General features: G+C 71.9%; 17 protein-coding genes. 8 read left to right on the top strand and 9 right to left on the bottom strand.

Going from position 1 to position 21641, the window contains the following annotated elements; translation table 11 throughout:
- Positions 1-264 (bottom strand): tetratricopeptide repeat protein (locus tag KDL01_RS25010; RefSeq protein WP_212531039.1); only part of this gene is annotated, 264 nt, incomplete at its 3' end.
- A gap of 277 nt (positions 265-541) precedes the next feature.
- Here KDL01_RS25010 and KDL01_RS25005 point away from each other — a divergent pair.
- Complete coding sequence (locus KDL01_RS25005) at positions 542-2848, top strand: MMPL family transporter (protein WP_212531038.1); 2307 nt, start codon at positions 542-544, stop codon at positions 2846-2848.
- Between the two features lie 56 nt (positions 2849-2904).
- On the opposite strand, the gene KDL01_RS25000 is transcribed toward KDL01_RS25005, so the two are convergent.
- Positions 2905-3438 carry a GNAT family N-acetyltransferase gene (locus KDL01_RS25000; protein ID WP_212531037.1) on the bottom strand — a complete coding sequence of 178 codons (534 nt, stop codon included), beginning with the start codon at positions 3436-3438 and terminating at the stop codon, positions 2905-2907.
- Between the two features lie 39 nt (positions 3439-3477).
- The gene (locus tag KDL01_RS24995) at positions 3478-3849 is read right to left on the bottom strand and encodes an MmcQ/YjbR family DNA-binding protein (protein ID WP_212531036.1); all 372 of its coding nucleotides are present in this window, start codon (positions 3847-3849) and stop codon (positions 3478-3480) included.
- Between the two features lie 117 nt (positions 3850-3966).
- On the opposite strand from KDL01_RS24995, the gene glpK reads away from it, so the two are divergent.
- Positions 3967-5493: a glycerol kinase GlpK gene (gene glpK, locus KDL01_RS24990; protein WP_212531035.1), complete on the top strand. Its 1527-nt coding sequence runs from the start codon at positions 3967-3969 to the stop codon at positions 5491-5493.
- Between the two features lie 39 nt (positions 5494-5532).
- Here glpK and KDL01_RS24985 read toward each other — a convergent pair whose 3' ends face one another.
- A complete protein-coding gene (locus KDL01_RS24985) occupies positions 5533-6612 on the bottom strand; it encodes a hypothetical protein (RefSeq protein WP_212531034.1) in 1080 nt (359 codons plus the stop codon).
- Positions 6613-6756: 144 nt separating this feature from the next.
- Positions 6757-7533 carry an aminotransferase class IV gene (locus KDL01_RS24980; RefSeq protein ID WP_246576948.1) on the bottom strand — a complete coding sequence of 259 codons (777 nt, stop codon included), beginning with the start codon at positions 7531-7533 and terminating at the stop codon, positions 6757-6759.
- 221 nt (positions 7534-7754) lie between these two features.
- Here KDL01_RS24980 and ileS point away from each other — a divergent pair, with 221 nt between their 5' ends.
- Together ileS and KDL01_RS24970 are read left to right on the top strand one after the other, a co-directional pair.
- Positions 7755-11090 carry an isoleucine--tRNA ligase gene (gene ileS, locus KDL01_RS24975; RefSeq protein ID WP_212531032.1) on the top strand — a complete coding sequence of 1112 codons (3336 nt, stop codon included), beginning with the start codon at positions 7755-7757 and terminating at the stop codon, positions 11088-11090.
- The gene (locus tag KDL01_RS24970; protein ID WP_212531031.1) at positions 11087-11728 is read left to right on the top strand and encodes a class I SAM-dependent DNA methyltransferase; all 642 of its coding nucleotides are present in this window, start codon (positions 11087-11089) and stop codon (positions 11726-11728) included. The genes ileS and KDL01_RS24970 overlap by 4 nt, the downstream gene beginning before the upstream one ends.
- A 30-nt stretch (positions 11729-11758) precedes the next feature.
- Here the strand turns inward: KDL01_RS24970 and KDL01_RS24965 are convergent, their stop codons facing one another.
- Positions 11759-12994 (bottom strand): AI-2E family transporter, encoded by a 1236-nt coding sequence (locus KDL01_RS24965; protein ID WP_212531030.1) that lies wholly within the window; start codon positions 12992-12994, stop codon positions 11759-11761.
- Positions 12995-13242: 248 nt separating this feature from the next.
- On the opposite strand from KDL01_RS24965, the gene KDL01_RS24960 reads away from it, so the two are divergent.
- Entirely contained in the window at positions 13243-14931 is a 1689-nt protein-coding gene (locus tag KDL01_RS24960; RefSeq protein WP_212531029.1) for a glycosyltransferase family 39 protein, read from the top strand.
- A gap of 61 nt (positions 14932-14992) precedes the next feature.
- Here the strand turns inward: KDL01_RS24960 and KDL01_RS24955 are convergent, their stop codons facing one another.
- Both KDL01_RS24955 and KDL01_RS24950 read right to left on the bottom strand, forming a co-directional pair.
- The gene (locus tag KDL01_RS24955) at positions 14993-16729 is read right to left on the bottom strand and encodes a bifunctional DNA primase/polymerase (RefSeq protein ID WP_212531028.1); all 1737 of its coding nucleotides are present in this window, start codon (positions 16727-16729) and stop codon (positions 14993-14995) included.
- A gap of 130 nt (positions 16730-16859) precedes the next feature.
- On the bottom strand, positions 16860-17999 hold the full coding sequence (locus tag KDL01_RS24950; RefSeq protein WP_212531027.1) for a hypothetical protein: 1140 nt from the start codon (positions 17997-17999) through the stop codon (positions 16860-16862).
- A gap of 379 nt (positions 18000-18378) precedes the next feature.
- Here KDL01_RS24950 and KDL01_RS24945 point away from each other — a divergent pair, with 379 nt between their 5' ends.
- From KDL01_RS24945 to KDL01_RS24935, 3 genes are all read left to right on the top strand, one after another.
- Entirely contained in the window at positions 18379-19791 is a 1413-nt protein-coding gene (locus tag KDL01_RS24945; RefSeq protein WP_212531026.1) for an FAD-binding oxidoreductase, read from the top strand.
- 113 nt (positions 19792-19904) lie between these two features.
- On the top strand, positions 19905-20336 hold the full coding sequence (locus KDL01_RS24940; protein ID WP_212531025.1) for a helix-turn-helix domain-containing protein: 432 nt from the start codon (positions 19905-19907) through the stop codon (positions 20334-20336).
- Positions 20337-20386: 50 nt separating this feature from the next.
- Entirely contained in the window at positions 20387-20821 is a 435-nt protein-coding gene (locus KDL01_RS24935; RefSeq protein WP_212531024.1) for a VOC family protein, read from the top strand.
- A 60-nt stretch (positions 20822-20881) separates the two neighbouring features.
- Here the strand turns inward: KDL01_RS24935 and KDL01_RS24930 are convergent.
- On the bottom strand, positions 20882-21641 hold a 760-nt coding region (locus tag KDL01_RS24930), incomplete at its 5' end, for a G1 family glutamic endopeptidase (protein WP_212531023.1).

Here is a 21641-nt window from a genome sequence, read left to right as displayed (position 1 = left end):
GGCGGGGACCGGGGCCGGGGCGGAATCCGCAGCGCTCTGCGTCGTGGTCCCGGTCAGCGTGGTCCCGGTCAGCGCCCGCCGCATCAGCTCCAGCGCCTCGGCCGAGCCCGGCGCGCCGCTGAGCACCGTGCCGAGGTGGCCCACCGCCTCCTCGGTCAGACCCGCGTCGACGAGCAGCCCGGCCAGGTGCAGCCGGAGCGGGACGTCCTCCGGCGCGCCCTGCACGGCCCGACGCAAGCTGGACAGCAACGGGCTCTCGGTCACGAACCCACCTTTCGTTCCTGGTCAGACGCCGGATCAGGCTACCCCCGCGGCACCGTGGAGCGCGGGGCCGGGAATCGTCGAGATATATACGTGATCTTTACGTTATCCGATCGTGTCAGAGCTTTACGCCGGTGCCCAGGTTCCCGTGATCTCCCTCACACGGACGCGTTATATCGTCTTTCTGTCAGTTCCTGTCAGCGGGGCGTCAGCCGCTGCGCATAAGGTTTTCCAGGCCGTGCAGGCGACGGCCGAGAACAGTCCGACCGAAGGGGGAGCAATGGCTTCGCTCGCACAGTGGTGCTTCAGAAACAGATGGCGCGTACTCGCGTTCTGGCTCATCGCCTTGATCGGCATCTTCGCCGGGGCCAGCGCCTGGGGGGACGCGTACTCGACCTCGTTCTCGATGCCGGGCACCGACTCGACCAAGGCGATGAACCTGCTCCAGACGATGGACGCCAAGGCCTCCGGCGACTCCGACCAGATCGTCTGGCACACGCTCGGATCCGGCGCCAAGGTCACCGACGCCGCCGTGGAGCAGAGTGTCACGACCATGCTCGACAAGGTCGCGAAGGTCCACGGGGTGGTCGCGGTGACCAACCCGTACCAGGCCGCGGCCAACGGCGCCAAGAGCAACGCCGTCAGCTCGGACGGCACGATCGCCTACTCGACCGTGACCTTCGCCGGCAACCAGACCCAGATCAAGCTCGCCGACGTGCAGTCCGTGGTGGACACGGCCAAGGCCGTGGCGAACTCGAACCTCGAGGTCGAACTCGGCGGCACCGACATCGAGGGCACCGAGCAGTCGAGCACCGGCTCGGCCGAGCAGCTCGGCTACTTCGCCGCCCTCATCGTGCTGCTGCTCGCCTTCGGCTCCCTGGTCGGCGCGCTGCTGCCGGTCATCATCGCGGTCTTCGGCCTCGGCACCGGCACCTCGCTGATCATCATCGCCTCGCACGGCCTGACCATCCCGCAGCTCGCCCCGATCCTCGCGGCCCTGATTGGCATGGGCGTCGGCATCGACTACGCCCTGTTCATCGTCACCCGCTTCAGGAACGCGGTACGCGAGGGACTGAGCCACGAGGACGCGGTGGTCCTCGCCCTCAACACCTCCGGCCGCGCGGTCATCTTCGCCGGCAGCACCGTCTGCATCGCGCTGCTCGGCATGCTCACCACCCGGATGAGCTTCCTGTCCGGCACCGGCGTCGGCGCGGCCATCGCGGTCGCCACGGTCGTGCTCGCCTCGATCACCCTGCTCCCGGCCCTGCTCGGATTCAAGGGGATCGCCAAGCGGGTCATGTCCCGCGGCGCCCGCAGGAACCTGGCCGCCTCCGGCCCGGTCACCGGCGAGCCGACCGGCGTGTGGGCGCGCTGGTCGCGGGTGGTGGAGAAGCGGCCGAAGCTGCTGGCCCTGCTCGCCGTCGTCATCATGGCCGTGCTGATCATCCCGACCACCTCGATCCGCCTGCTCAACTCGGACCAGGGCAACGACCCGAGCTCCAGCACCACGCGCAAGGCCTACGACCTGCTGGCCGAGGGCTTCGGCCCCGGCTTCAACGGCCCGCTCGAGGTGGTCACCCAGTTCGGCACCGCCTCCGACGCGGACCGGCTGCCGGCCATGGCCAGCACCATCAGTGCCCTGCCGGACGTGACCACCGCCTTCGCCGTGCCGAGCACGCCCGGGGCCAAGGTCGGCATCGTCATGGTCTACCCGAAGTCCGCGCCGGAGTCCGAGCAGACCACCGACCTGGTCAACCAGCTGCGCGGCACGGTGATCCCGAAGGCCGAGGCGGGCACCCAGATGCACGCCTACGTCGGCGGCATCACCGCGATCTACGACGACTTCGCCACCGTGATGAAGCAGAAGATCCCGCTGTTCGTGGGCGTGGTGGTCGGCCTCGGCTTCCTGCTGCTGATGCTCGCCTTCCGCTCCCTGCTGGTGCCGCTCGCCGCGGCCGTGATGAACCTGATCGCGGCCGGCGCGTCCTTCGGCGTGATCGTGTGGATCTTCCAGTACGGCCACGGCTCCGACTCCCTCGGCCTGGGCGCCGCCGGGCCGGTGGAAGCCTGGCTACCGGTGATGATGCTCTCCATCCTGTTCGGCCTTTCGATGGACTATCAGGTCTTCCTGGTCTCTCGCATGCACGAGGAGTGGGTGCACACCCAGGACAACCAGCGGGCGGTGCGGATCGGGCAGGCCGAGACCGGCCGGGTGATCACGGCCGCGGCCACCATCATGATCTGCGTGTTCCTGTGCTTCCTGCTGCTCAAGCAGCGCGCCGTGTCCGAGTTCGGCATCGGCCTGGCCGCCGCCGTGGCGCTGGACGCGTTCGTGCTGCGGATGCTGCTGGTGCCCTCGATCATGCAGCTGGCCGGCAAGGCGAACTGGTACCTGCCCAAGTGGATCGACCGGATCCTGCCGCACCTGTCCGTGGAGGGCGACGGCGAGCCGCCGGTGGGCCGGGGCTACCTCGACCGCGACCTGTTCCCGAACGCCCTCGCCTCGATGGAGGCGGTCGAGGCGGCCGCCTGCGCCGACCAGGACCCGGACGAGGTCCAGGACAGCGTCCCGAGCGGCAGCCGCTGATCGGGTCGTTCCCACGCTGATCACTAGGCGCGTCCGGTTCCTGAGACCGGGCGCGCCTAGCGTGAGCGTCGTTCCCGCAGATACACGGCCGAGGGCCCGGCGTCGCCCGGGTCGTCCGAGTCCAGCTCGCGCACGGCCACGAGCCGGAAGCCGTTCTTCTCCAGCACCCGGCAGGAGGCCCGGTTCGCGGCCTGCGGCGCCGAGACGATCCCGGACACGTCGGGGAAGAGCTCGAACACGCGCGTACACAGCGCCCCGATGACGGCCGTGCCCAGCCCCCGGCCGCAGCGTTCGGCCTCGCCGATCAGATAGTCGATGCCTGCGACGCCCGGGATGCCCACGGCCCGGTCCCAGTCCGGGTGGTCGGCGTGCCGGTAGGTCTCCACGAAGCCGACCGGGACCTCGTCGGCCAGCGCGAGGTAGAGCACGGTCGGGTCGGTCCCGTCGATCGCCGGGCCGTAGTACGCGTCGAGGGCGGCCACCGTCGTCTCCCGCATCGGCCACCAGCGCGCCACGTGCTCGTGCGCCAGCCACGCGGCGAGCAGCGGCAGATCCTCGCGGCCGAAGGCCCGCAACCCGATAGGCGCCATCGCCCCTCCTCCGGCCTCAGGCCCTTGTCCCGGCCCGTCTCAGGCCTTCTCGTACCCGGCCGGCCGGTCCCGGTTCGGCAGCTTCACCACGATCTCCAGGTACGACGTGTCCAAGGCCTCGAACAGGTCCTGGTCCGGGATCGCGCCGCCCACGGTGAGCGAGTTCCAGCCGAACCGGCCGATGTAGCTCGAGGGCTCGACGTCCTCGGGATAGCGTGCCACCCACTCGTCCGCCGCGTCCCTGTCGCGCCCGCACTTCACGCCCATCGCGGTGCTCGTCTCCGGGTCGCCGAAGAACGCGAAGATCTTCCCGCCCACCTTCGCCACGATGTCCCCGCCCCACGGGTCGTCCTCGAACGCCCCCGGCTTGCCCAGGCTGTAGGCCAGCAGGTCCGCCACGCTCACGGCCATCGGTGCGCCCTTCGTCCTCGCCCGGACTTCCCGCCCGGTTTCTCCCCTCGAGGCTACCCGGACCCGCCGGTAACATGGCGGCGGCAACGTCGGCCGGCGAGGAAGCGGAGACCCCGAATGGCTGAATACGTCGGCGCCGTCGACCAGGGCACCACCAGCACCCGGTTCCTGGTGTTCGACCGGGCCGGGCGCGAGGTGGCACGCCATCAGCTCGAGCACACCCAGCTGCTGCCCGGGCCCGGGCGGGTGGAGCACAACCCGCTGGAGATCTGGGAGCGCACCCGGGCGGTGATCGAGACCACCCTCGCCGAGTCCGGCCTGCACGCCGCCGACCTCGCCGCGCTGGGCATCACGAACCAGCGCGAGACCACGGTGGTGTGGAACCGGCGCACCGGCCGGCCGTACCACAACGCCATCGTCTGGCAGGACACCCGCACCGACCGCATCGCCGCCGCGCTCGAACGCTCCGGAGCGGGCGAGCTGATCCGGCATCGCAGCGGCCTGCCGCCGGCCACCTACTTCTCCGGCGGCAAGATCCAGTGGCTGCTGGAGAACGTCCCTGGCCTGCGTGAGGACGCCCTGGCCGGCGACGCCCTGTTCGGCACCACCGACAGCTGGCTGCTGTGGAACCTCACCGGCGGCGTCGACGGGGGCGTGCACGCGACCGACGTGACCAACGCCGGACGCACGATGCTGATGGACCTCGAGACCCTCGACTGGGACCCGGAGCTGCTCGCCTGCTTCGACGTACCGCGCGCGATGCTGCCGCGGATCCACTCCTCCTCGCTGCCCGCCGGCTACGGCGTGACACGCGCCGACGGCCCGCTCGGCGGCGAGGTGCCCGTGACCGCGATGCTGGGCGACCAGCAGGCCGCCACCGTCGGCCAGGTCTGCTTCCGCCCGGGCGAGGCCAAGAACACCTACGGCACCGGCAACTTCCTGCTGATGAACACCGGCACGCAGCTCGTCCGGTCCCGCCACGGCCTGCTCACCACGCCCGCCTACCGCTTCGCCGACGAGCCCGCCGTCTACGCCCTCGAAGGCTCGATCGCGGTCACCGGCTCGGCCGTGCAGTGGCTGCGCGACCAGCTCGGCATCATCTCCGGCGCCGCGCAGAGCGAGGACCTGGCCCGGCAGGTGCAGGACACCGGCGGCATCTACTTCGTCCCGGCCTTCTCCGGCCTGTTCGCCCCCTACTGGCGCTCCGACGCGCGCGGCGCGATCGTCGGACTCTCGCGCTTCCACACCAACGCCCACCTGGCCCGCGCCACCCTGGAAGCGATCTGCTATCAGACCCGTGACGTGATCGAGGCGATGGAGCAGGACTCCGGCGTGCGCCTGGACGTGCTGCGGGTGGACGGCGGGGTGACCGCGAACGCGCTCGCCATGCAGATCCAGGCGGACGTCTTGGGCACCGCGGTCTCCCGCCCGGTCGTGGCCGAGACCACCGCCCTCGGCGCCGCCTACGCGGCCGGCCTCGCGGTCGGCTTCTGGAAGTCGACCGACGAACTCGTCGGCAACTGGCACGAGGCCCGCCGCTGGGAGCCCGAGTGGGACGAGCCGCGCCGGGAGAAGGCCTACCGCGGCTGGAAGAAGGCGGTTGAGCGCACGCTGGACTGGGTGGAGATCGACGACGAGGACTGAGGCCGCGCCGTCGATCCGCCTGCCCGTGCGGGACCGTGCCTAGCTGCCCGCCTTCGCGGCGAGGTCCTTCCAGGAGGCCTTGTCCCAGTGCAGCAGCGCTCCGCGCGACTGCTCGGGCAGCGCCTTCCACAGCAGCGCGGCCAGGCGTGCGGAATCCTTGGCGTCCGTCGCGATCGCGTCGAACGCGGCCTTGAACTCCTGGGCGCCCCGCAGGCCGAGCGTGGGCGAGAGCGGGTTCTTGAGGTTGTCGACGAAGAACTCGAAGAAGGGCATCGACATGAGTTCGGCCAGCTCGGGGAGCGGCTTGCCGTCGATGAACGCGATGGTCTGCGCGGGCTTGAAGTCCGGGGCGCTGAGGATGATCTGCAGTCCGTGCGCCTCCACCTCGAGCGCTTCCGGGCTCTTCTCCATGGTGGCCGCGGTGCCGGCCGCGCCCTGACACGCGATCACGTGCACGCGCTCGTACTTGACCAGGCCCAGCGCGTCGAACAGGGTGAGCTGGGGATTGTTGAGCGGGGCTTCGCCGACGAAGAAGATCTTGCGCTTCCCGACGGAGGCGGGGGCGGTCAGCGACCACTTGACCCACTGCTTCTCCTGCTCCGTGAACGGGGTGAGCGAGAGCTTCGGCAAGGTCGTGTTCTCGCCCGCCTGCACGGTGTACGTGGTCTTCGCGTTCTTCCCCGACAGGACCCTGAGCGCGTCGACGAAGTTGAGGTCGAAGTCCGGCTTGGCATAAAAGCAGAAGATCTGCTTGGGCATGGCCTCGGGCAGCGGAACGGTCCCGACCGTCTCGCCGTGGCCGATGATGTACGCGTCCCCGGCCTTGAGCGCGAGGGTCTCGGCCAGATCCGCCAGCAAGTCGTCCTCGACGTCTCCGGAGCTCGAGCCCGCGGCCTGCTGCTGTGCGGGGACCTTCGCGGGAGCCTGCGTCGGCGCCTCGCCGTCGTCGTCGCTCTCCGACTCGAGGATCCGGCGCTTGTTGGGCCGCGGTGCGGCGGTGGTGGCAGCCGACTGCGTCAGCCTTTGGATGATCGCCTGCCGCTGCTCCTCGGTCAGCTCCCGCCACTGGTCGACCGACGACCCCGTACCTTCGGGCTGATCGGAGATCGCGCGCTTCATAGACCCCTCCCCGGGCTTCGCCGCGTGCTGACACGCGGCACTGCCACCGATGGTATGCGCGGTTCGGCGCACCAGGTCGGGTTTCGTCCGATTCGCTCGGTTCCGCAAGGCCCCGCGGATCGCCCGGAGCCTCGTCCGGTCCCGTCAGATCTCGTCCCAGGACACGGACTCGTAGGCCTCGTGCACGGCCCGCAGGAAGACCTCGGAGACCGGGATCTCGAGCTCGTCCACCCGTCCGACCGGCGCGACGCCGCGCGAGTTGGTGACGCAGGCCCCGGCGAAGCGGCCGAGCTCGGCCAGGGTCACCCGGCTTATCCGGGAGTCGAGGCCCTGCGCGGCCAGGCGCGGGGCGACCAGCTGCATGGTGATGCCGGCCAGGTGCGGGCCGTCCGGCCACAGCACGCCGCGCACCCCGTCGTAGAACGCGATGTTGGTGATGCCGCCCTCGGCCACCCGGCCGTCCGGACCCGTCAGCAGCGCGTCGTCGAAGCCTGCCTGCTCGACCTCGCGCAGGTGGTAGGCGTGGGCGAAGTCGCCCGGGCGCTTGATGTGCGCGATCTCACGCAGGTACGAGACGGACTTGAGCCGCTGCGGGCGCTGCGAGAGCTCCACCGCGTCGCGCACGGTCACGATCACCCGCTGCGTGCCGGCGATGGCGCGGACCAGGACCCGCACCGAGGCGTCCGACACGGCCGGGCCGCCGTCCGCGCCCTCGAGCGCGTGCCGGATGAGGGTACGGACATACCCGCCGTCCAGCGGCTTGCCGAACAGCTCCCGGTTCGCCGCGTCCAGCCGGCTCAGGTGCAGGTCGAACCCGCGCACCCGGCCGCCGCGCAGCTGCATCGCGGTGAAGTGCCCGAAGCTCTCGAGCGCGATCTCGGCCAGCTGCTGTTCCGTCGCGGGTCCGCCGTCGATCTCCATGCGCAGCACAGCCGCCCGCCCTTCGCTCGCCTTGCCCGCGGTCGCCCGCGGCCTACATCAGGGGAGGAATCTATCCCAGCCCTCCCACGTGCGCCAAAGCCGCCCCGGCGCCCCGGCCGTAATCACCGGGCGATCGCGGGCCGAGGCCGGTAGCCTGCTGCGCGTGACGACGCGCCCGGCTGCGGACCACGAGGCGCCACGAACGACGACGGGAGCCCGCCATGACGCGGATCTATCCGAAGGCCTCCACCGAGATCGACGAGGCCGCGGGCGCCGCCGAGATCGCCCCGGAGCCCGTGGCGGACGCCGTACCGGCCGGGCCGCGGTTCCCCGAGATCGAGCAGCGGGTGCTGGCCCGCTGGGACGCTGACGGCACCTTCCGCGCCTCCGTGAACGCCCGCCCGGCCGGCGAACGCGGCGCCAACGAGTTCGTGTTCTACGACGGCCCCCCGTTCGCCAACGGGCTGCCGCACTACGGCCATCTGCTCACCGGCTACGTCAAGGACCTCATCCCGCGCTACCAGACCATGCGCGGGCGGCGGGTCGAGCGCCGCTTCGGCTGGGACACCCACGGCCTGCCCGCCGAGCTCGAGGCGATGCGCCAGCTCGGGATCAAGACGAAGGCGCAGATCGAGGAGGTGGGCATCGCCGCGTTCAACGAGGCCTGCCGCGCGTCCGTGCTGCGCTACACCCAGGCCTGGCGCGACTACGTCACCCGCCAGGCCCGTTGGGTCGACTTCGAGAACGACTACAAGACCCTGGACACGCCCTACATGGAGAGCGTCATGTGGGCCTTCAAGCAGCTCTACGACAAGGGCCTGGCCTACGAGGGCTACCGCTGCCTGCCGTACTGCTGGAACGACGAGACCCCGCTGTCCGCGCACGAGCTGCGGATGGACGAGGACGTCTACCAGCCGCGCCGGGACCCGGCCGTCACGGTGGGATACCGGCTGGAGACCGGCGAACTCGCGCTCATCTGGACCACCACCCCGTGGACGCTGCCGTCGAACCTGGCGATGGCGGTGCACCGCGACGTCGACTACGTCGTGGTCGAGTCCGACGTGACCGGCCGCACCGAGCGCTACATCCTGGCCGAGGCGCGCCTGGCCGCGTACGCGCGGGACGGGGAGCTCGGCGAAGACGCCGCGGCCCGGATCGTGCGGCGCTGCAAGGGTTCCGAGCTCGTCGGGCTGAGCTACACCCCGCCGTTCTCCTACTACCTCGGCCACCCGAAGTCGCACGTCGTCCTGCACGCCGACTACGTCACCACCGAGGACGGCACCGGCATCGTGCACATCGCCCCGGCGTTCGGCGAGGAGGACAAGCTGCTGACGGACCAGTACGGCATCGTCCCGGTGGTGCCGGTGGGTCCGGACGGCCGCTTCGTCGAGCCCGTCTCGGCCTACGCGGGGCTGCACGTCTTCGATGCCAACGCGAGGATCATCGAGCATCTCAAGGCCCGCACCCGGGGCTACGCGGGCGGTGACCGCGCCGATGCGGGCGCGGTCACCGACGGCACGGTCCTGCTGCGGCACGAGACCTACGAGCACTCCTACCCGCACTGCTGGCGCTGCCGCAATCCGCTGATCTACATGGCGGTCTCGTCCTGGTTCGTGGCCACCACCGCCATCCGGGACCGCATGCTCGAGCTCAACGAGCAGATCACCTGGGTGCCCGAGCACGTCAAGCACGGACAGTTCGGCAAGTGGCTGAGCAACACCCGGGACTGGTCGATCAGCCGCAACCGCTACTGGGGCAGCCCCATCCCGGTCTGGAAGTCGGACGACCCGCGCCACCCGCGCACCGACGTCTACGGCTCGCTCGCCGAACTGAGCGCGGACTTCGGGGTGGAGGTGACCGACCTGCACCGGCCCGCGATCGACGCGCTCACCCGGCCCAACCCGGACGACCCGACCGGCCGGTCCACCATGCGCCGGGTCACCGACGTGCTCGACTGCTGGTTCGAGTCCGGCTCGATGTCGTTCGCGCAGGTGCACTACCCGTTCGAGAACGCCGAGTGGTTCGACTCGCACTTCCCCGGCGACTTCATCGTGGAGTACATCGGCCAGACCCGCGGCTGGTTCTACACCATGCACGTGCTGGCCGCCGCCCTGTTCGACCGGCCCGCCTTCTCCACCTGCCTGAGCCACGGCATCGTGCTCGGCTCGGACGGCCAGAAGATGTCGAAGTCGCTGCGCAACTACCCGGACGTGAGCGAGGTCTTCGACCGCGACGGCGCCGACGCGATGCGCTGGTTCCTGATGTCCTCGCCGATCCTGCGCGGCGGCAACCTGGTGGTGACCGAGCAGGGCATCCGCGAGGGTGTGCGCCAGGTGCTGATCCCGCTGTGGAACAGCTGGTACTTCTTCCAGCTCTACGCCAACGCCGCCGGATACCGGGCCCGGCGCACCGTCGCCGCGCACGACCTGCTCGACCGCTACCTGCTGGCCAAGCTGCGCGAGCTCGTCGAGACCGTGCAGCGGCAGCTCGACGGCTACGAGATCGCCGAGGCCTGCGACAGTGTGCGCGGGTTCTTCGACCTGCTCACGAACTGGTACATCCGCCGCTCCCGGGAGCGGTTCTGGGGCACCTCCGGGGCCGAGGGCCTCGACACAGAGCCCTTCGACACGCTCTACACGGCGCTGGAGACCGCCTGCCGCGTCGCCGCGCCGCTGCTGCCGCTGATCACCGAGGAGGTCTGGCGCGGGCTGACCGGCGACCGCTCGGTCCACCTCGCCGACTGGCCCGACGCCGCGCACCTGCCCGAGGAGGACGCGCTGGTCTCGGCCATGGACCGCACCCGCGAGGTCTGCTCCATCGCGGCGGCCCTGCGCAAGGCCAACAACCTGCGGGTGCGCCTGCCGCTGGCCGAACTCACCGTCGTCGCGCCCGGCGCCGCGCAGTGGTCCCGCTTCGCCCCGATCATGGCCGACGAGGTGAACGTGCGGAAGGTGACCCTGCTCGACCCCGAGGACCCCGAGGCGCGGCGGCTGCGGATGGGCGAGCAGCTCACGATCCTGCCGCGGGTGGCCGGGCCGCGCCTGGGCGGCGAGGTGCAGAAGGTGATCCGGGCGAGCAAGTCGGGGGACTGGTCGGTGGCCGCGTCGGGCGCGGTCACCTGCGGCGGCGTCGAACTCGAGCCGGCCGAGTACGTGCTCGAAACCGTCTTCGACCACGCCGGCGCCGAGGACATCGCCACCGCCCCGCTGCCCGGCGGCGGCTTCGTCCTGCTCGACGTCGCCGTCACCCCGCAGCTGGCCGCCGAGGGCCTCGCCCGCGACGCCGTGCGCGCCGTCCAACAGGCCCGCCGCGCCGCCGGCCTCGGGGTCTGCGACCGCATCTCCCTCGTCGTCGCCGGCACCCCCGGCTCGGTCGAGGCGCTGCGCACCCACCAGGACCTGCTCGCCCGCGAGACCCTCGCCCTCGACGTCGCCCTGGTCGACCTGGACATCGACCACGACCTCGACGCCGCCGCCCACCCCGGCCCCCGACTCGGCCAACCCGTGCGTGTCGGCGAGGACGAGAACGTCCGCATCGCGCTCACCCGGGTGTCGTGACCGGCGGCGAGTACCTCGAGGCCGTGCGCGCCTCATACGACGAGGTCGCCGCGGACTACCTCGAACTGGTCGAGTCCCGCTTCCCGCTCGACCTGCTCGGCCGCGCGCTGCTCGCGGCGTTCGCCGAGCACGTCCGCGCCGACGCACTGGGCCCGGTCGCGGATCTGGGCTGTGGCCCCGGACTGGTCACCGCGCACCTCGCCGCGCTCGGCGTCGACGTGTTCGGACTCGACCTCTCGCCGCGGATGGTGGACGCGGCCCGCCGCCGCTTCCCCGACCTCGACTTCGCCGTGGGATCGATGACGGCGCTCGACGTCCCGGACGGCTCGCTCGGCGCGATCCTGGCCTGGTTCTCGACGCACCACATGCCACCGGAGATGCTCGCCGGCGTCTTCGCCGAGTTCGCCCGGACTCTGGCGCCCGGCGGTCGGCTGCTGCTCGGCACCCACCTCGGGACGGGCGAACACACCCGCCCGACCCGTGCGTACGGCGGCCACCCGGTCTCCTACGAGTCCTTCCTGCTGCCGGCCGAGCAGATCGTGGGCCTGCTCGAGGACGCCGGGTTCGACCTCGAACGGCGCACGCTCGAGCAACCGACGCCGCGTGAGCACACCCGGATCCTGGTCCGGCGACGGTAGCCGGGCCCCGCTCGAGCCCTCTTCGGGCCCTTATTCGAGCTCTGTCGCGATCTGCGGCAGGTCCGCGTCGGCCGCCTGGGCGGGCACCGGGGCCGCCTCGGTGCCCGGCTCGGTCTCGGCCTCGGTGCCGCCGGCGAGTTGGGCGGCCGCGCCGGCGAGCTGCGCGGCGGCCTCGGCCAGTTGGGCCGCAGGTTCCGGTTTGGACACGATGTCGGGCGGGGGTAGGCGCAGCTCCCGGACCACGGCCCAGCCGATGGACACCAGCGGGACGGCCACCACCGCGCCGAGCAGGCCGGCCGAGATGGTGCCCGCGATGACGCTCACCGCCACCGCCACCGGGTGCAGCCGCACCGCCCAGCCCATCACGAAGGGCTGCAGCACGTGCCCCTCGATCTGGCCGAACACCACGATCAGCACCAGCACGATGACCGCCGTGGTCACGCCCTTGGACGCCAGCGCGACCACCGTCGCCACCGCCATCGCGATCGGCGAGCCGGCCAGCGGGATGAAGCTGGCGGTGAACTCCAGGATGGTCAGCGGCAGTACCAGCGGCACGCCGAGCAGCCGCAGCGAGATGCCGACCATGATCGCGTTCGCCGCGGCCACCAGGATGATGCCGCGGGTGTACCCGGCGAAGGTGTGCCAGGCCGTCTGCCCGCAGCGCACCCAGGTCGGGCGCACCCCGCTCGGCAGCTGCACCTGGAACCACTGCCACATCCGGTCGCCGGAGTTGGTGAAGAAGATGGAGCAGAACACGGCCAGAGCCAGCACGGTCAGCACGTCCACGATCCGCCCGGCGCCGTTGAGGGCCTGGTTGATCAGGGTGGTGCGGTGCGCCTCCACATAGGAGGTGAGCTTGCCCTGGAGGTTGTCCAGGGTGTGCGGGTCCACGTGGAAGGGCCGGCCCTCGAGCCACTTCTCGATCCGGTCCACACCGCCGCTGAAGTCGCTGCCGAGCGTGTTCGACTCCCCGGCCACCGACGTCCCGGCCCAGGTGAACACCCCGGCGATGAGCGCGATCCCGCCGAGCACGGCGAGCAGTACCGACAGCGTCCGCGGCAGGAACCGGGAGAGCAGGTTGACCGGCGGGCGCAGCAGCGAGGTGATGATGAGCGCGATGAACAGCGCGATGAACACCAGCTCGAACCGCATCAGGACGAGGAAGACCACGTACGCCGCGGTGCCGAGCAGGAGCAGCCGCCAGGCGTAGTCCGAGGCCTGCCTCAGCCGCGGGCCCACGGCCCGGTCCCGTCCCTGCCGTTCCATCGTTTGCGGCCCCTCGCAAGTCCGTCCGGCGCCGCGTGGCGCAACCGGTCCTCGCACAGGCTATCGGCGCGGCGCCGCTTCCGCTCGCCCCGGCGCCGCCGCCGCACCGTGCGGGTGCGGCGCGACCACTCGTTCCGGCTCGGTAGAATCAGCGCTTCCGGGCGCGGTGCGCGTCCGGAGGGATCGGGCGATGGGGTCGGGGCCAGGCGAGACAGGGTCCGGCTGCGCGAGGGAGGCTTGGCCAGAGGATGACGACCGATACGGCCGCGTTGACAGTAGAACGCACCCCCGCGCCACAGCGGCCGGGGTCGGCGGGACGAGCGCTGCGCCGACACCGCTTCACCCTCCTGCTCCTGGCCGCGGCGTTGTGTGTGGGCGTCATCGGCCCGCTGGCACTGTCCTGGTGGACCGGCAGCCTGCGGATTCCGCACAACGACTCCTGGGCCTTCAGCCGGTCCGCCGAGATCTTCGCCCGCACCGGGCACATCACCCTGTTCAACTGGAACGCGATGTCGCTGATCGGCGCGTTCGCGCCGTTCGGCCCGCTGGCCCGGACGATCTTCTCGCAGCAGTGCGCGATCGCCGTGCTCTCGGTGCTCTCCCTCGCCGCCGCCTTCGACGTGCTGCGCGCCGTCATCGGTCCGCGCCGGGCCGCGCTCGGCGTGCTGGTCCTGGTGATCTGGCCCGGCTACGGCCTGCTCAGCACCTCGATGATGACGGACATCCCGGCCTTCGCCGCCACCACGCTCACCCTCGCGGTCGGCCGCCGCGCCATCGAGCGGCGCTCGGTCCCGCTGTTCGCGCTGACCGGCCTGCTCGGCCTGTGGGGCTTCACCATCCGCGAGCAGACGATCGCGGCCGCCGCCGGCGTGCTCGGCGCCGCGCTGCTCAAGCCCGCGCTGCGCGAGCGGCGGATGCTGGTCTGGTACGGCGTGATCGCACTGGTGCTCGGCGCCTCGGCCGGCGTCTTCGAGCTCTGGCGGCGCGCACTGCCCAACGGCTCCTCGCCGACGTTCAGTCAGATCAGCTACCCGGGCACGAAGGCCGTGATCGAGAGCAGCGTCGGCGGCATGCTGCTGCTCGGCCTGATGGTCAGTCCGCTGGTCTTCCTGGCCGCGCGCCCGCTGCGGTGGAGCACGGTGGCCATCCGGTGCTCGCTGGCGACCTTCATCGTCACCGAGGGCATGGTGCACTGGTACGGCGTGCACTTCCCGCAGAACTACTTCCTGCAGCAGGGCTCCTACGCGACCGCGTACCTCGGCAGCCGGCCCAGCATCGTCCCGCGCACCGCCTGGGGGCTGCTGCTCCCGCTGGCCTGCGTCTCGACCTCGCTGCTGGTCGGCATGCTGATCGAACGGATCCGGCGGATACCGGTCGAACTCGCCCTGTTCCTCGCCGTGACCGCGATCGGCACGCTGATGGAGGTGGTCGAGGGGGAGATCCTGTTCGACCGCTACGTCTTCCCGGCCGTCCTGCCGGTCCTCGCCCTGGTGCTGCTCGAGCCCCTGCGCCCGCGCGACCACAGCCGGATCCGGCTGGGTATCGCGGCCGGGACCGGGCTGTTCCTGACCGTGATCACCTCGCTGCTGACGGCGAACGCGCTCGCCTTCGACGCGGCCGTCTGGCACACCGCGCAGAACCTGGTCGCCTCCGGCGCGGCCTCACCCGCCTACGTCGACGCCGGCCTGGACTGGGACGGCTACTACTCGGCCGACGGCGCCCAGAACACCCCGGACCCCGCGGCCATATACGGCCTCTACGACAAGGCGGACCAGCTCGGCCACGGCGAGGCCTGCTACGTCATCGCGGCCTCGCAGCAGCATCAGGAAGTCGACTTCTTCACCCTGGTGAACACGGTGGAGTACAACAAGTTCGGCATCCCGGGCGGCGTGAACAAGATCTGGGTGTACCGGACCTACGAGCCGAACTGCCACTGAGTCTGAGCCGTGAGCGCGGCCTTGCGGCGTTCCGGCCTGCCCCGAACGCCGCCGGGCCGTGCTAAGCGGCGTGTGACTCCCGCCGCATCGCCGTGAGCTGGGATTCGAGCTCGGTGCGGGCGGCGGCGTAGCGCGAGGGCGTGTCGCCCAGGCAGAGCACGGACACGCGCTCCGCCTCCCGCTGCAGCCGGCGCACGGCGTTCCACAGCGGGGAGCGGCGCTGGCCCTCGAGCGCGAGCTGGGTGGTCAACTCCTTGGCCAGGGCCGAGATCCGCAGGCCCGCGGCCGAGCACAGCGCCCGGACGAGGGCGAAGGCGTGCGGCGAGAGCGGCTGTTCGCGGCGCGCACGGGCGGGGGAGGGCGCGGTCTCGGGGTCCACGGCGTACCCGACGGTGGTGTCCGCGAGCTCGTCGTGCAGGTCGCGCAGCAGGTCCGCGAGGGTGCGGATCAGGTGCCAGCGCACCGCCGTGACCAGCGGCCGGGCCGCGCAGGCGCCGTGGTCGTAGGCCACGTCGAGGGCCGCGAGCGCGGTCATGAGCTCGGCGCTCGCGCTCCCGAGCTGCTCCTCGGTCCAGGGTTCCGGCAGCTGCGGCATGGTCAGGCGCGGCACGGCCTCGCGCAGCTCCCGGCGCACGGCGGCGGCGACCCGGCCGAGCCGGACGTGCGCGCCGAACAGCCGCGGCCACTGCGCAAGCTCCGGCTCCTGCGCCGGGATCAACACCGTCACCGGCTCGGGCGGGGCCGTGCGCCGCGACGTCGGGTCGGCCAACGGAGCGGTGTCCGCCAGCCGTGCCGCCGCGGCCGCGCGCACCGGAACCGCGCCGGTCTCGCGCGCGTCGCCGATCCGCGGCGGACGGGGCGGAGCCGGGGGCTCGTCCAGCAGGTCGAGCTGCTCCCCGTCCGCGGAGTCCGACGCGCCGGCCGGCCGGGCTCCGCCCGCGGGCAGTACGCGAGGCCTGGCAATACCCGCGGTCAGGCCCGAGCGCAGCGTGGACGCCGTCTCGCGCGCGTCCAGGCCGACGGCGAGCGAGGCGCGGGTGAGCTCCGCCTCGACCTGTGTCTGGTCCAACAGTCCCACTCCGATCAGCGTGCCGAGGTTGTACGCGGCGCGGTTGAGCGTGTCGTTGCGGGTGCCCACCCGCGCCGCCTCGACCCTGGCCACCTCGCGCTCCAGCGCACTGCGCGCGTAGGCGCCGCTCAGGCGCTCGCGCAGCGAGCCCATCGCGCTCGCCAGCGGCAGCGGGCCGTCCGCGGCCTGACGCGGCTCGGCGGCGAGCAGCAGGGTGCCGATCCACTCGGGCAGTTCGGCGATCGGCGCGTCGTCGAGCACGCGGTAGGGCACGCCGTGGATCCGCGAGCCGGGCGCGACCACGTAGCCGCCGACGCCGCGGGTGTCGATCAGCGGGCCGAGCCGCCGGACCGTGTTGCGCGGGGTGGGCCCGTCCACCGGCGGCCGGAAGTACAGGTGCCGCCCGCCGCTGGGCGTGCCCACGGTGAAGGTGCGCGGGAGCTCCCGGCCGTCCGCGAGCTCGAGCAGCACCTGCCACCCGTGCCGCGGTCCGTCCCCGGTCTCGGGCTCCTTCGCCACGTCGAGGTCGAGCACGACGAGGTTGCTCGGCCCGCACGCGACCGCGTAGTTCGCCCGCGGGTCCGCGCACAGCCGCCGCAGTCGCAGCGGGGACGTGGTGGCCGCGTGCTCCCAGTCGCGCGAGACCGCGGGCAGCTTGGAGTCCGGCCGCAGCGGGAACAGGGCGAAACCCCTGGCGGCCAGGTCGAACGGCGTCACGGATGCGGTCATGGCAACCCCTCCTTCGAACAAGTGTGCTACGCCGCCGCGACGCTCGCAAGTACGCACGCTGCCGTGCACGTGGAGGGCATGGCGAAGCACCGGCCGGACGCGTGCCCGGCCGGTGCTTCGTCGACGGCTGCTACTTCCCGCGGTCCTTGAGCCAGCCGGTGAGCCGGCCGGTGAGGTCCTGCGCGATGCCCAGGATCTCGTGGCCGAGCTCGGTCAGATCCCCCACCAGCTCGTCCGCGACCGGGCCGAACCGGCTCCCGTCCGGCGTGCTCCGAGCCCCGGCCGCGTCCGCCGGTGCCAGGCCGGCGCCGACCGCGGTGCCGCGCATGCCGATCGGGCCCTCGCCGCGGCGCTGGTAGTAGCCGACGAAGCCGGAGCGGCTCTGGGTGAAGGACACCGAGGCCGAGTTGCCGGCCTGGTCCCGCCAGGCCAGGTGCGCCGGCTCGGCGCCGCGGCCGTCGTCGAGCAGCAGGCGCAGCGGGGAGCCCGCGTGCCAGCCGGAGTCGCCCCAGGAGCAGGCGACCTCGAAGTGGCGCGTCCCGGGCGGCGGCGCGGCCGGGTCGTACTCGGCGCGCGAGACCAGGTAGCCGTGCAGCGTGACCGGCTCGCCGTGCGCGTACCGGAAGACGCCGTTGAACTCCTCCATCGCCGACTGGAAGCCGATCGCGCTGTGCGTCCCGTCCACCGCCGTCCACGACAGCTGACTCGGCAGCGACTGCTCGGCGCGATCGAGGTGCAGCCGGAGCGTGGGGCCCTGCGCCGTCTGCGAGCGGTCCAGCGAGCGGGTCAGGGTTCGATAGGTCAGCACGGATTCGCGCGCGGCGGCCGCGTCAAGCTCCCGCCGGGACGCGCCGCGCTCCGAGCCGTCCTCGAGCGTCACCCGGTAGAGCCACAGGAAGGTGCGCGCGCCCTTGCCGTTCGCGACGACGAGTGTGTTCGGGCCCTCGGGTACCAGCCACTCCGGCGCGACCGCGTAGGCGAGCTCCTGCGGGATGCCGCCCCCGGGGATGATCAGTTCACTGACGATCTCGTGCCCGTTGAGCGTCACCGTCATCGGGGCGTGGCCGATCGACGTGCCCGCCATCGAGGCCAGCGCGGTGAGGGTGAGCGTGGCCTGTTCGCCGCTCAGCCCGCCGTCCGCGAACTCCAGCGCCACGCTCTGCCCGGCGCCGATCCGCACGTGGTTGGCGGTGAACCTGGCCGGTTGGGTGACCGCGGCCGCGCCGAGCCGGGGCGGGTCCACGGAGAAGTCGGCGTACATCGGTCGCATGGATGCCCCCTCGCAACGCTTCCGGCCGCCGCGTCCCGCGGCGTGCCCCAGCGTCTCACAATCGTCTCCGCTACGTCTCAAAGTGCTGGTAGGGGGCGTGAGAAGGCCGAAAGCGTCTCACAAGCCACGGAATCCGTTGCCGAGCCCGCGGTCCATGCAGCAGCATGAACAGGGAGCCCACCCGCACCGCTACGGGGGCCAGTGCCGGGCTCGTCCCTCACAGGGGAGTGCCGGTGTCGTCTCGCCCGACGGCACCGGCACGGGACGCACTCCGCGCCACCCGTCTCCCTTCTCCGCGGGTCACCCGCGACGCGTCAGCCGCCTCCCGCCACGCCTTGACTCTGCTTACATAACTAAGCAGGGGGCAGGGGAGAAGTCGGTGGATCACGCCGGACGCGAGGACTGGAGGCGGGCCTTGCCGCTCACCGCAGCGCAGATCGGGCAGCTGGTGGCCGGACTCGGTCCGGTCAAGGTCGTCACGGAGCCCGACCGGGTGTCCGACTACTGCCACGACGAACACTCCTACGTCACCCCGGGCCGCCCGTGCGCCGTGGTACTGGCCGAGTCCGCCGCGGACGTGCAGGCGGCCGTGCGCTGGGCGGCCGAGCACCGGGTGCCGATCATCCCGCGCGGCGCCGGGACCGGGATCGTCGGCGGCACGGCGACCACGGACGGCTGCCTGGTCGTCTCGCTGGCCCGGATGAAGGCCATCAGGGAGCTGTCGCCGCAGGACGAGATCGCCGTGGTGGAACCCGGCGTGATCAACGCCGACCTCGACCGCGCCGCCCGCGAGCACGGCCTGATGTACGCGCCGGACCCCTCGAGCTACGAGACTTGCACCATCGGCGGCAACGTGGCCACCAACGCCGGCGGCCTGCGCTGCGTGAAGTACGGCGTCACCCGCGACTCGGTGCTCGGCCTCGAGGCGGTGCTCGCGGACGGCTCGCTCATCCGCACCGGCCGACGCACCGTCAAAGGCGTGGCGGGCTACGACCTGACCGGCCTGCTCGTCGGCTCGGAGGGCACCCTCGGCATCGTCACCGAGGCCACCCTGCGGCTGCGTCCGGCCCCGAAGACGCCGCCGGTGACGGTCGCGGCCGAGTTCCCCAGCGTGGTCGCGGCGGCGCAGGCGGTGTGGGCGATCGTGAGCCGCTCGGTCGGCCCGAGCCTGCTCGAGCTGATGGACCGCACCACGCTCGAGGCCCTCGACGCCTGGCGCGGCATCGGCCTCGAACCGGGTACCCAGGCGATGCTGCTGTGCCAGGCCGACGGCCCGGACGCGGCCGACGCGGCGCGGGTGATGGCCGAGTGCTGTCAGGACCAGGACGCGTCCGTGGTCGCGGTCTCCGACGACGCGGCCGAGTCGGCCCAGCTGCTCGACGTGCGCCGGATGGCCTTCAACGCGATCGAGCGGCAGGGCTCGTGCCTGATCGAGGACGTGTGCGTGCCGCGGTCCAAGCTCCCTGAGATGTTCGCCGCGGTCGAGCGCACGGCCGCCGCCTACGGCCTGACGGTGCCGACCGTGGCGCACGCCGGGGACGGCAATCTGCACCCTGTCTTCGTGTTCGACCGCGGCCTGCCCGAGATCCCGCGGGCCGTGTGGGACGCCGCGGAGGAGATCTTCCGGGTGGCACTCGAACTCGGCGGCACGCTCACCGGCGAGCACGGTGTGGGCACGCTCAAGCGGCACTGGCTCGGCGCCGAGCTCGGCGCGGAGACGATGTCCGCGCAGCTCGCGATCAAGCGCGCGCTGGACCCGCTGGGCATCTTGAACCCGGGCAAGGCGATCTGATCCGCCGCTTTCCGCCGCGGCGCCCCGCCCGGTCCCATCCGCCCTGACCGGAGCTGTGACCAGGCCGTTCGCTCGACGCGAGAATTGTCGGTACCCGTGCCTAGCATCGAGACATGGCCGCCGAGACACCGGGACGGCACCTGCTGCGCGCGAAGGACCTCGCCGACGCGCACTACGCGGAGCCGCTGACCGTCGAGGACCTGGCGCGGGCCGCGGGCTACTCCCGCGGGCACTTCAGCCAGGAGTTCCGGCGTGCCTTCGGTCAGGCGCCGCACGTCTACCTGCTCACCCGGCGCCTGGAGCGGGCGGCGGCGCTGCTGCGCACCACCGACTACCCGGTGCTCGAGATCTGCCTCGCCGTCGGGCTGACCAGCGCCGGGTCGTTCACCACCAGCTTCGCCCGGATGTACGGGCGCACCCCGCTGGAGTACCGCGCCGCGTTCCCGCCGGCCGCGCATCTGGTCCCGATCCCCTGGTGCGTGCAGCGGGCCTACGGCCGGCCGCGACACCGGACGTTTCGAGAAGACCAGGAGCCGCCCGGCTGACTAGCGTGGAAGACGTCAACCGATCAAGCCGTCGAGCCTCGGAGCATCCCATGTTCAAGATCGCCAACTATCAGCTCTTCGTCCAGGACCAGGACGAGGCGCTCGCGTTCTACACGCAGAAGCTGCAAATGGAGGTGCGCTCCGACGTCACCGTGCCCGAGCTCGGAAACTTCCGCTGGCTGACGGTCGGTCCGCGCGACCAGCCGGAGATCTCGCTGGTGCTCATGGCGGTGCCGGGCGAGCCGATGCTCGACAAGGAGACCTCGGCCCAGCTGCGCGCCCTGATGGACAAGGGCGTGGGCAGCGCGGTGTTCCTCACCACCGACGACTGCCAGGCCGCGTACGAGGAGCTGTCCGCGCGCGGGGTGGAGTTCCAGGAGAAGCCGGAGGACCGGCTCTACGGCATCGACGCGGGCTTCCGCGACCCGTTCGGCAACGTCTTCCGGCTCACCCAGCTCAAGGACCAGTGGGAGCAGGGTCGGTGAGCTGATCCGCAGCCGTGCCGTGCCGTGCCGTGCAGGGCCGTGCCGTTCTCGGCGCTCGGGCTAGAAGATCGGCCTGGGCGCCGCGCGGCCGTGCCTGCCGCCGCCGAACCCGGCCGGCTGCACGCCCACCCGCAGCAGGCCCGAGGTGTTCTGATAGGCCACCGCGAAGTCCCCGGCCTGGTCGATCGCTCCGGTGGCGGCCACGATCGCGCCGGACGTGCCGGTCATGTCGATCGGCTGCGCGCCCGCCTGCTGCGGCGCGGCCTTGTCCACGCGCGAGCCGGTGAAGTTCACCGCGTCGAAGTCGGGCAGCGCGGAGACGGCGTCGCCCTCGCTCACCGCCTCGGCGATGATCTCCGCGCTGGCGTCGACCGCGCCGGGCGCGGAGACCTTGTGGTGCTCGGACCAGCCCTTGGTCGTGTCGTCGAGATCGAGCTCGTACATCCCGGAGCCCAGGCTGGTCACGGTCGAGGTCAGTGCGTCGCCCGGCGCCACCGCGTCGGCGTAGTCCTGCATGGCGTTCTGCGGGTAGGTCTCCCACCAGGCGTAGTAGGAGGGCGTGCCGGTCGAGCAGTCCGCCGCGGTGCCGTCCTGCTCGACCGAGGAGCTGCCCCAGCCGTCGAGCCCGACCCAGAACGCGACGATGCCGTTCGCCGTGCACTGCACTGTCGGCTGCACCCAGCTCGCACTCACCGACGTGTACTTGCCGCCGGTCGCCGCGTACCCGGCCCAGTTCGTGCTCGACTGGGTCTGCGCCGGGGTGAAGGTGGTGATGCCGGGGATGAACGGGCGGCCGGTGCCGGGGGCGGGGGCGGAAGCG

This window comes from Actinospica durhamensis (assembly GCF_018139695.1).
Classification (GTDB): Bacteria; Actinomycetota; Actinomycetes; order Streptomycetales; family Catenulisporaceae; genus Actinospica; species Actinospica durhamensis.
The sequence above is the reverse complement of the archived record's forward strand: the minus strand, read 5'-3'. Positions and strand labels throughout refer to the sequence as shown.

Coding starts and splice junctions, on each gene's coding strand:
- ileS (WP_212531032.1), top strand. CDS start 7,755: ATGACGCGGATCTATCCGAAGGCCTCCACCGAGATCGACGAGGCCGCG.
- KDL01_RS24955 (WP_212531028.1), bottom strand. CDS start 16,729: ATGACCGCATCCGTGACGCCGTTCGACCTGGCCGCCAGGGGTTTCGCC.
- KDL01_RS25000 (WP_212531037.1), bottom strand. CDS start 3,438: ATGGCGCCTATCGGGTTGCGGGCCTTCGGCCGCGAGGATCTGCCGCTG.
- KDL01_RS24965 (WP_212531030.1), bottom strand. CDS start 12,994: ATGGAACGGCAGGGACGGGACCGGGCCGTGGGCCCGCGGCTGAGGCAG.
- KDL01_RS24980 (WP_246576948.1), bottom strand. CDS start 7,533: ATGGAGATCGACGGCGGACCCGCGACGGAACAGCAGCTGGCCGAGATC.
- KDL01_RS24940 (WP_212531025.1), top strand. CDS start 19,905: ATGGCCGCCGAGACACCGGGACGGCACCTGCTGCGCGCGAAGGACCTC.
- KDL01_RS24935 (WP_212531024.1), top strand. CDS start 20,387: ATGTTCAAGATCGCCAACTATCAGCTCTTCGTCCAGGACCAGGACGAG.
- KDL01_RS25005 (WP_212531038.1), top strand. CDS start 542: ATGGCTTCGCTCGCACAGTGGTGCTTCAGAAACAGATGGCGCGTACTC.
- KDL01_RS24950 (WP_212531027.1), bottom strand. CDS start 17,999: ATGCGACCGATGTACGCCGACTTCTCCGTGGACCCGCCCCGGCTCGGC.
- KDL01_RS24995 (WP_212531036.1), bottom strand. CDS start 3,849: ATGGCCGTGAGCGTGGCGGACCTGCTGGCCTACAGCCTGGGCAAGCCG.
- KDL01_RS24985 (WP_212531034.1), bottom strand. CDS start 6,612: ATGAAGCGCGCGATCTCCGATCAGCCCGAAGGTACGGGGTCGTCGGTC.
- glpK (WP_212531035.1), top strand. CDS start 3,967: ATGGCTGAATACGTCGGCGCCGTCGACCAGGGCACCACCAGCACCCGG.
- KDL01_RS24960 (WP_212531029.1), top strand. CDS start 13,243: ATGACGACCGATACGGCCGCGTTGACAGTAGAACGCACCCCCGCGCCA.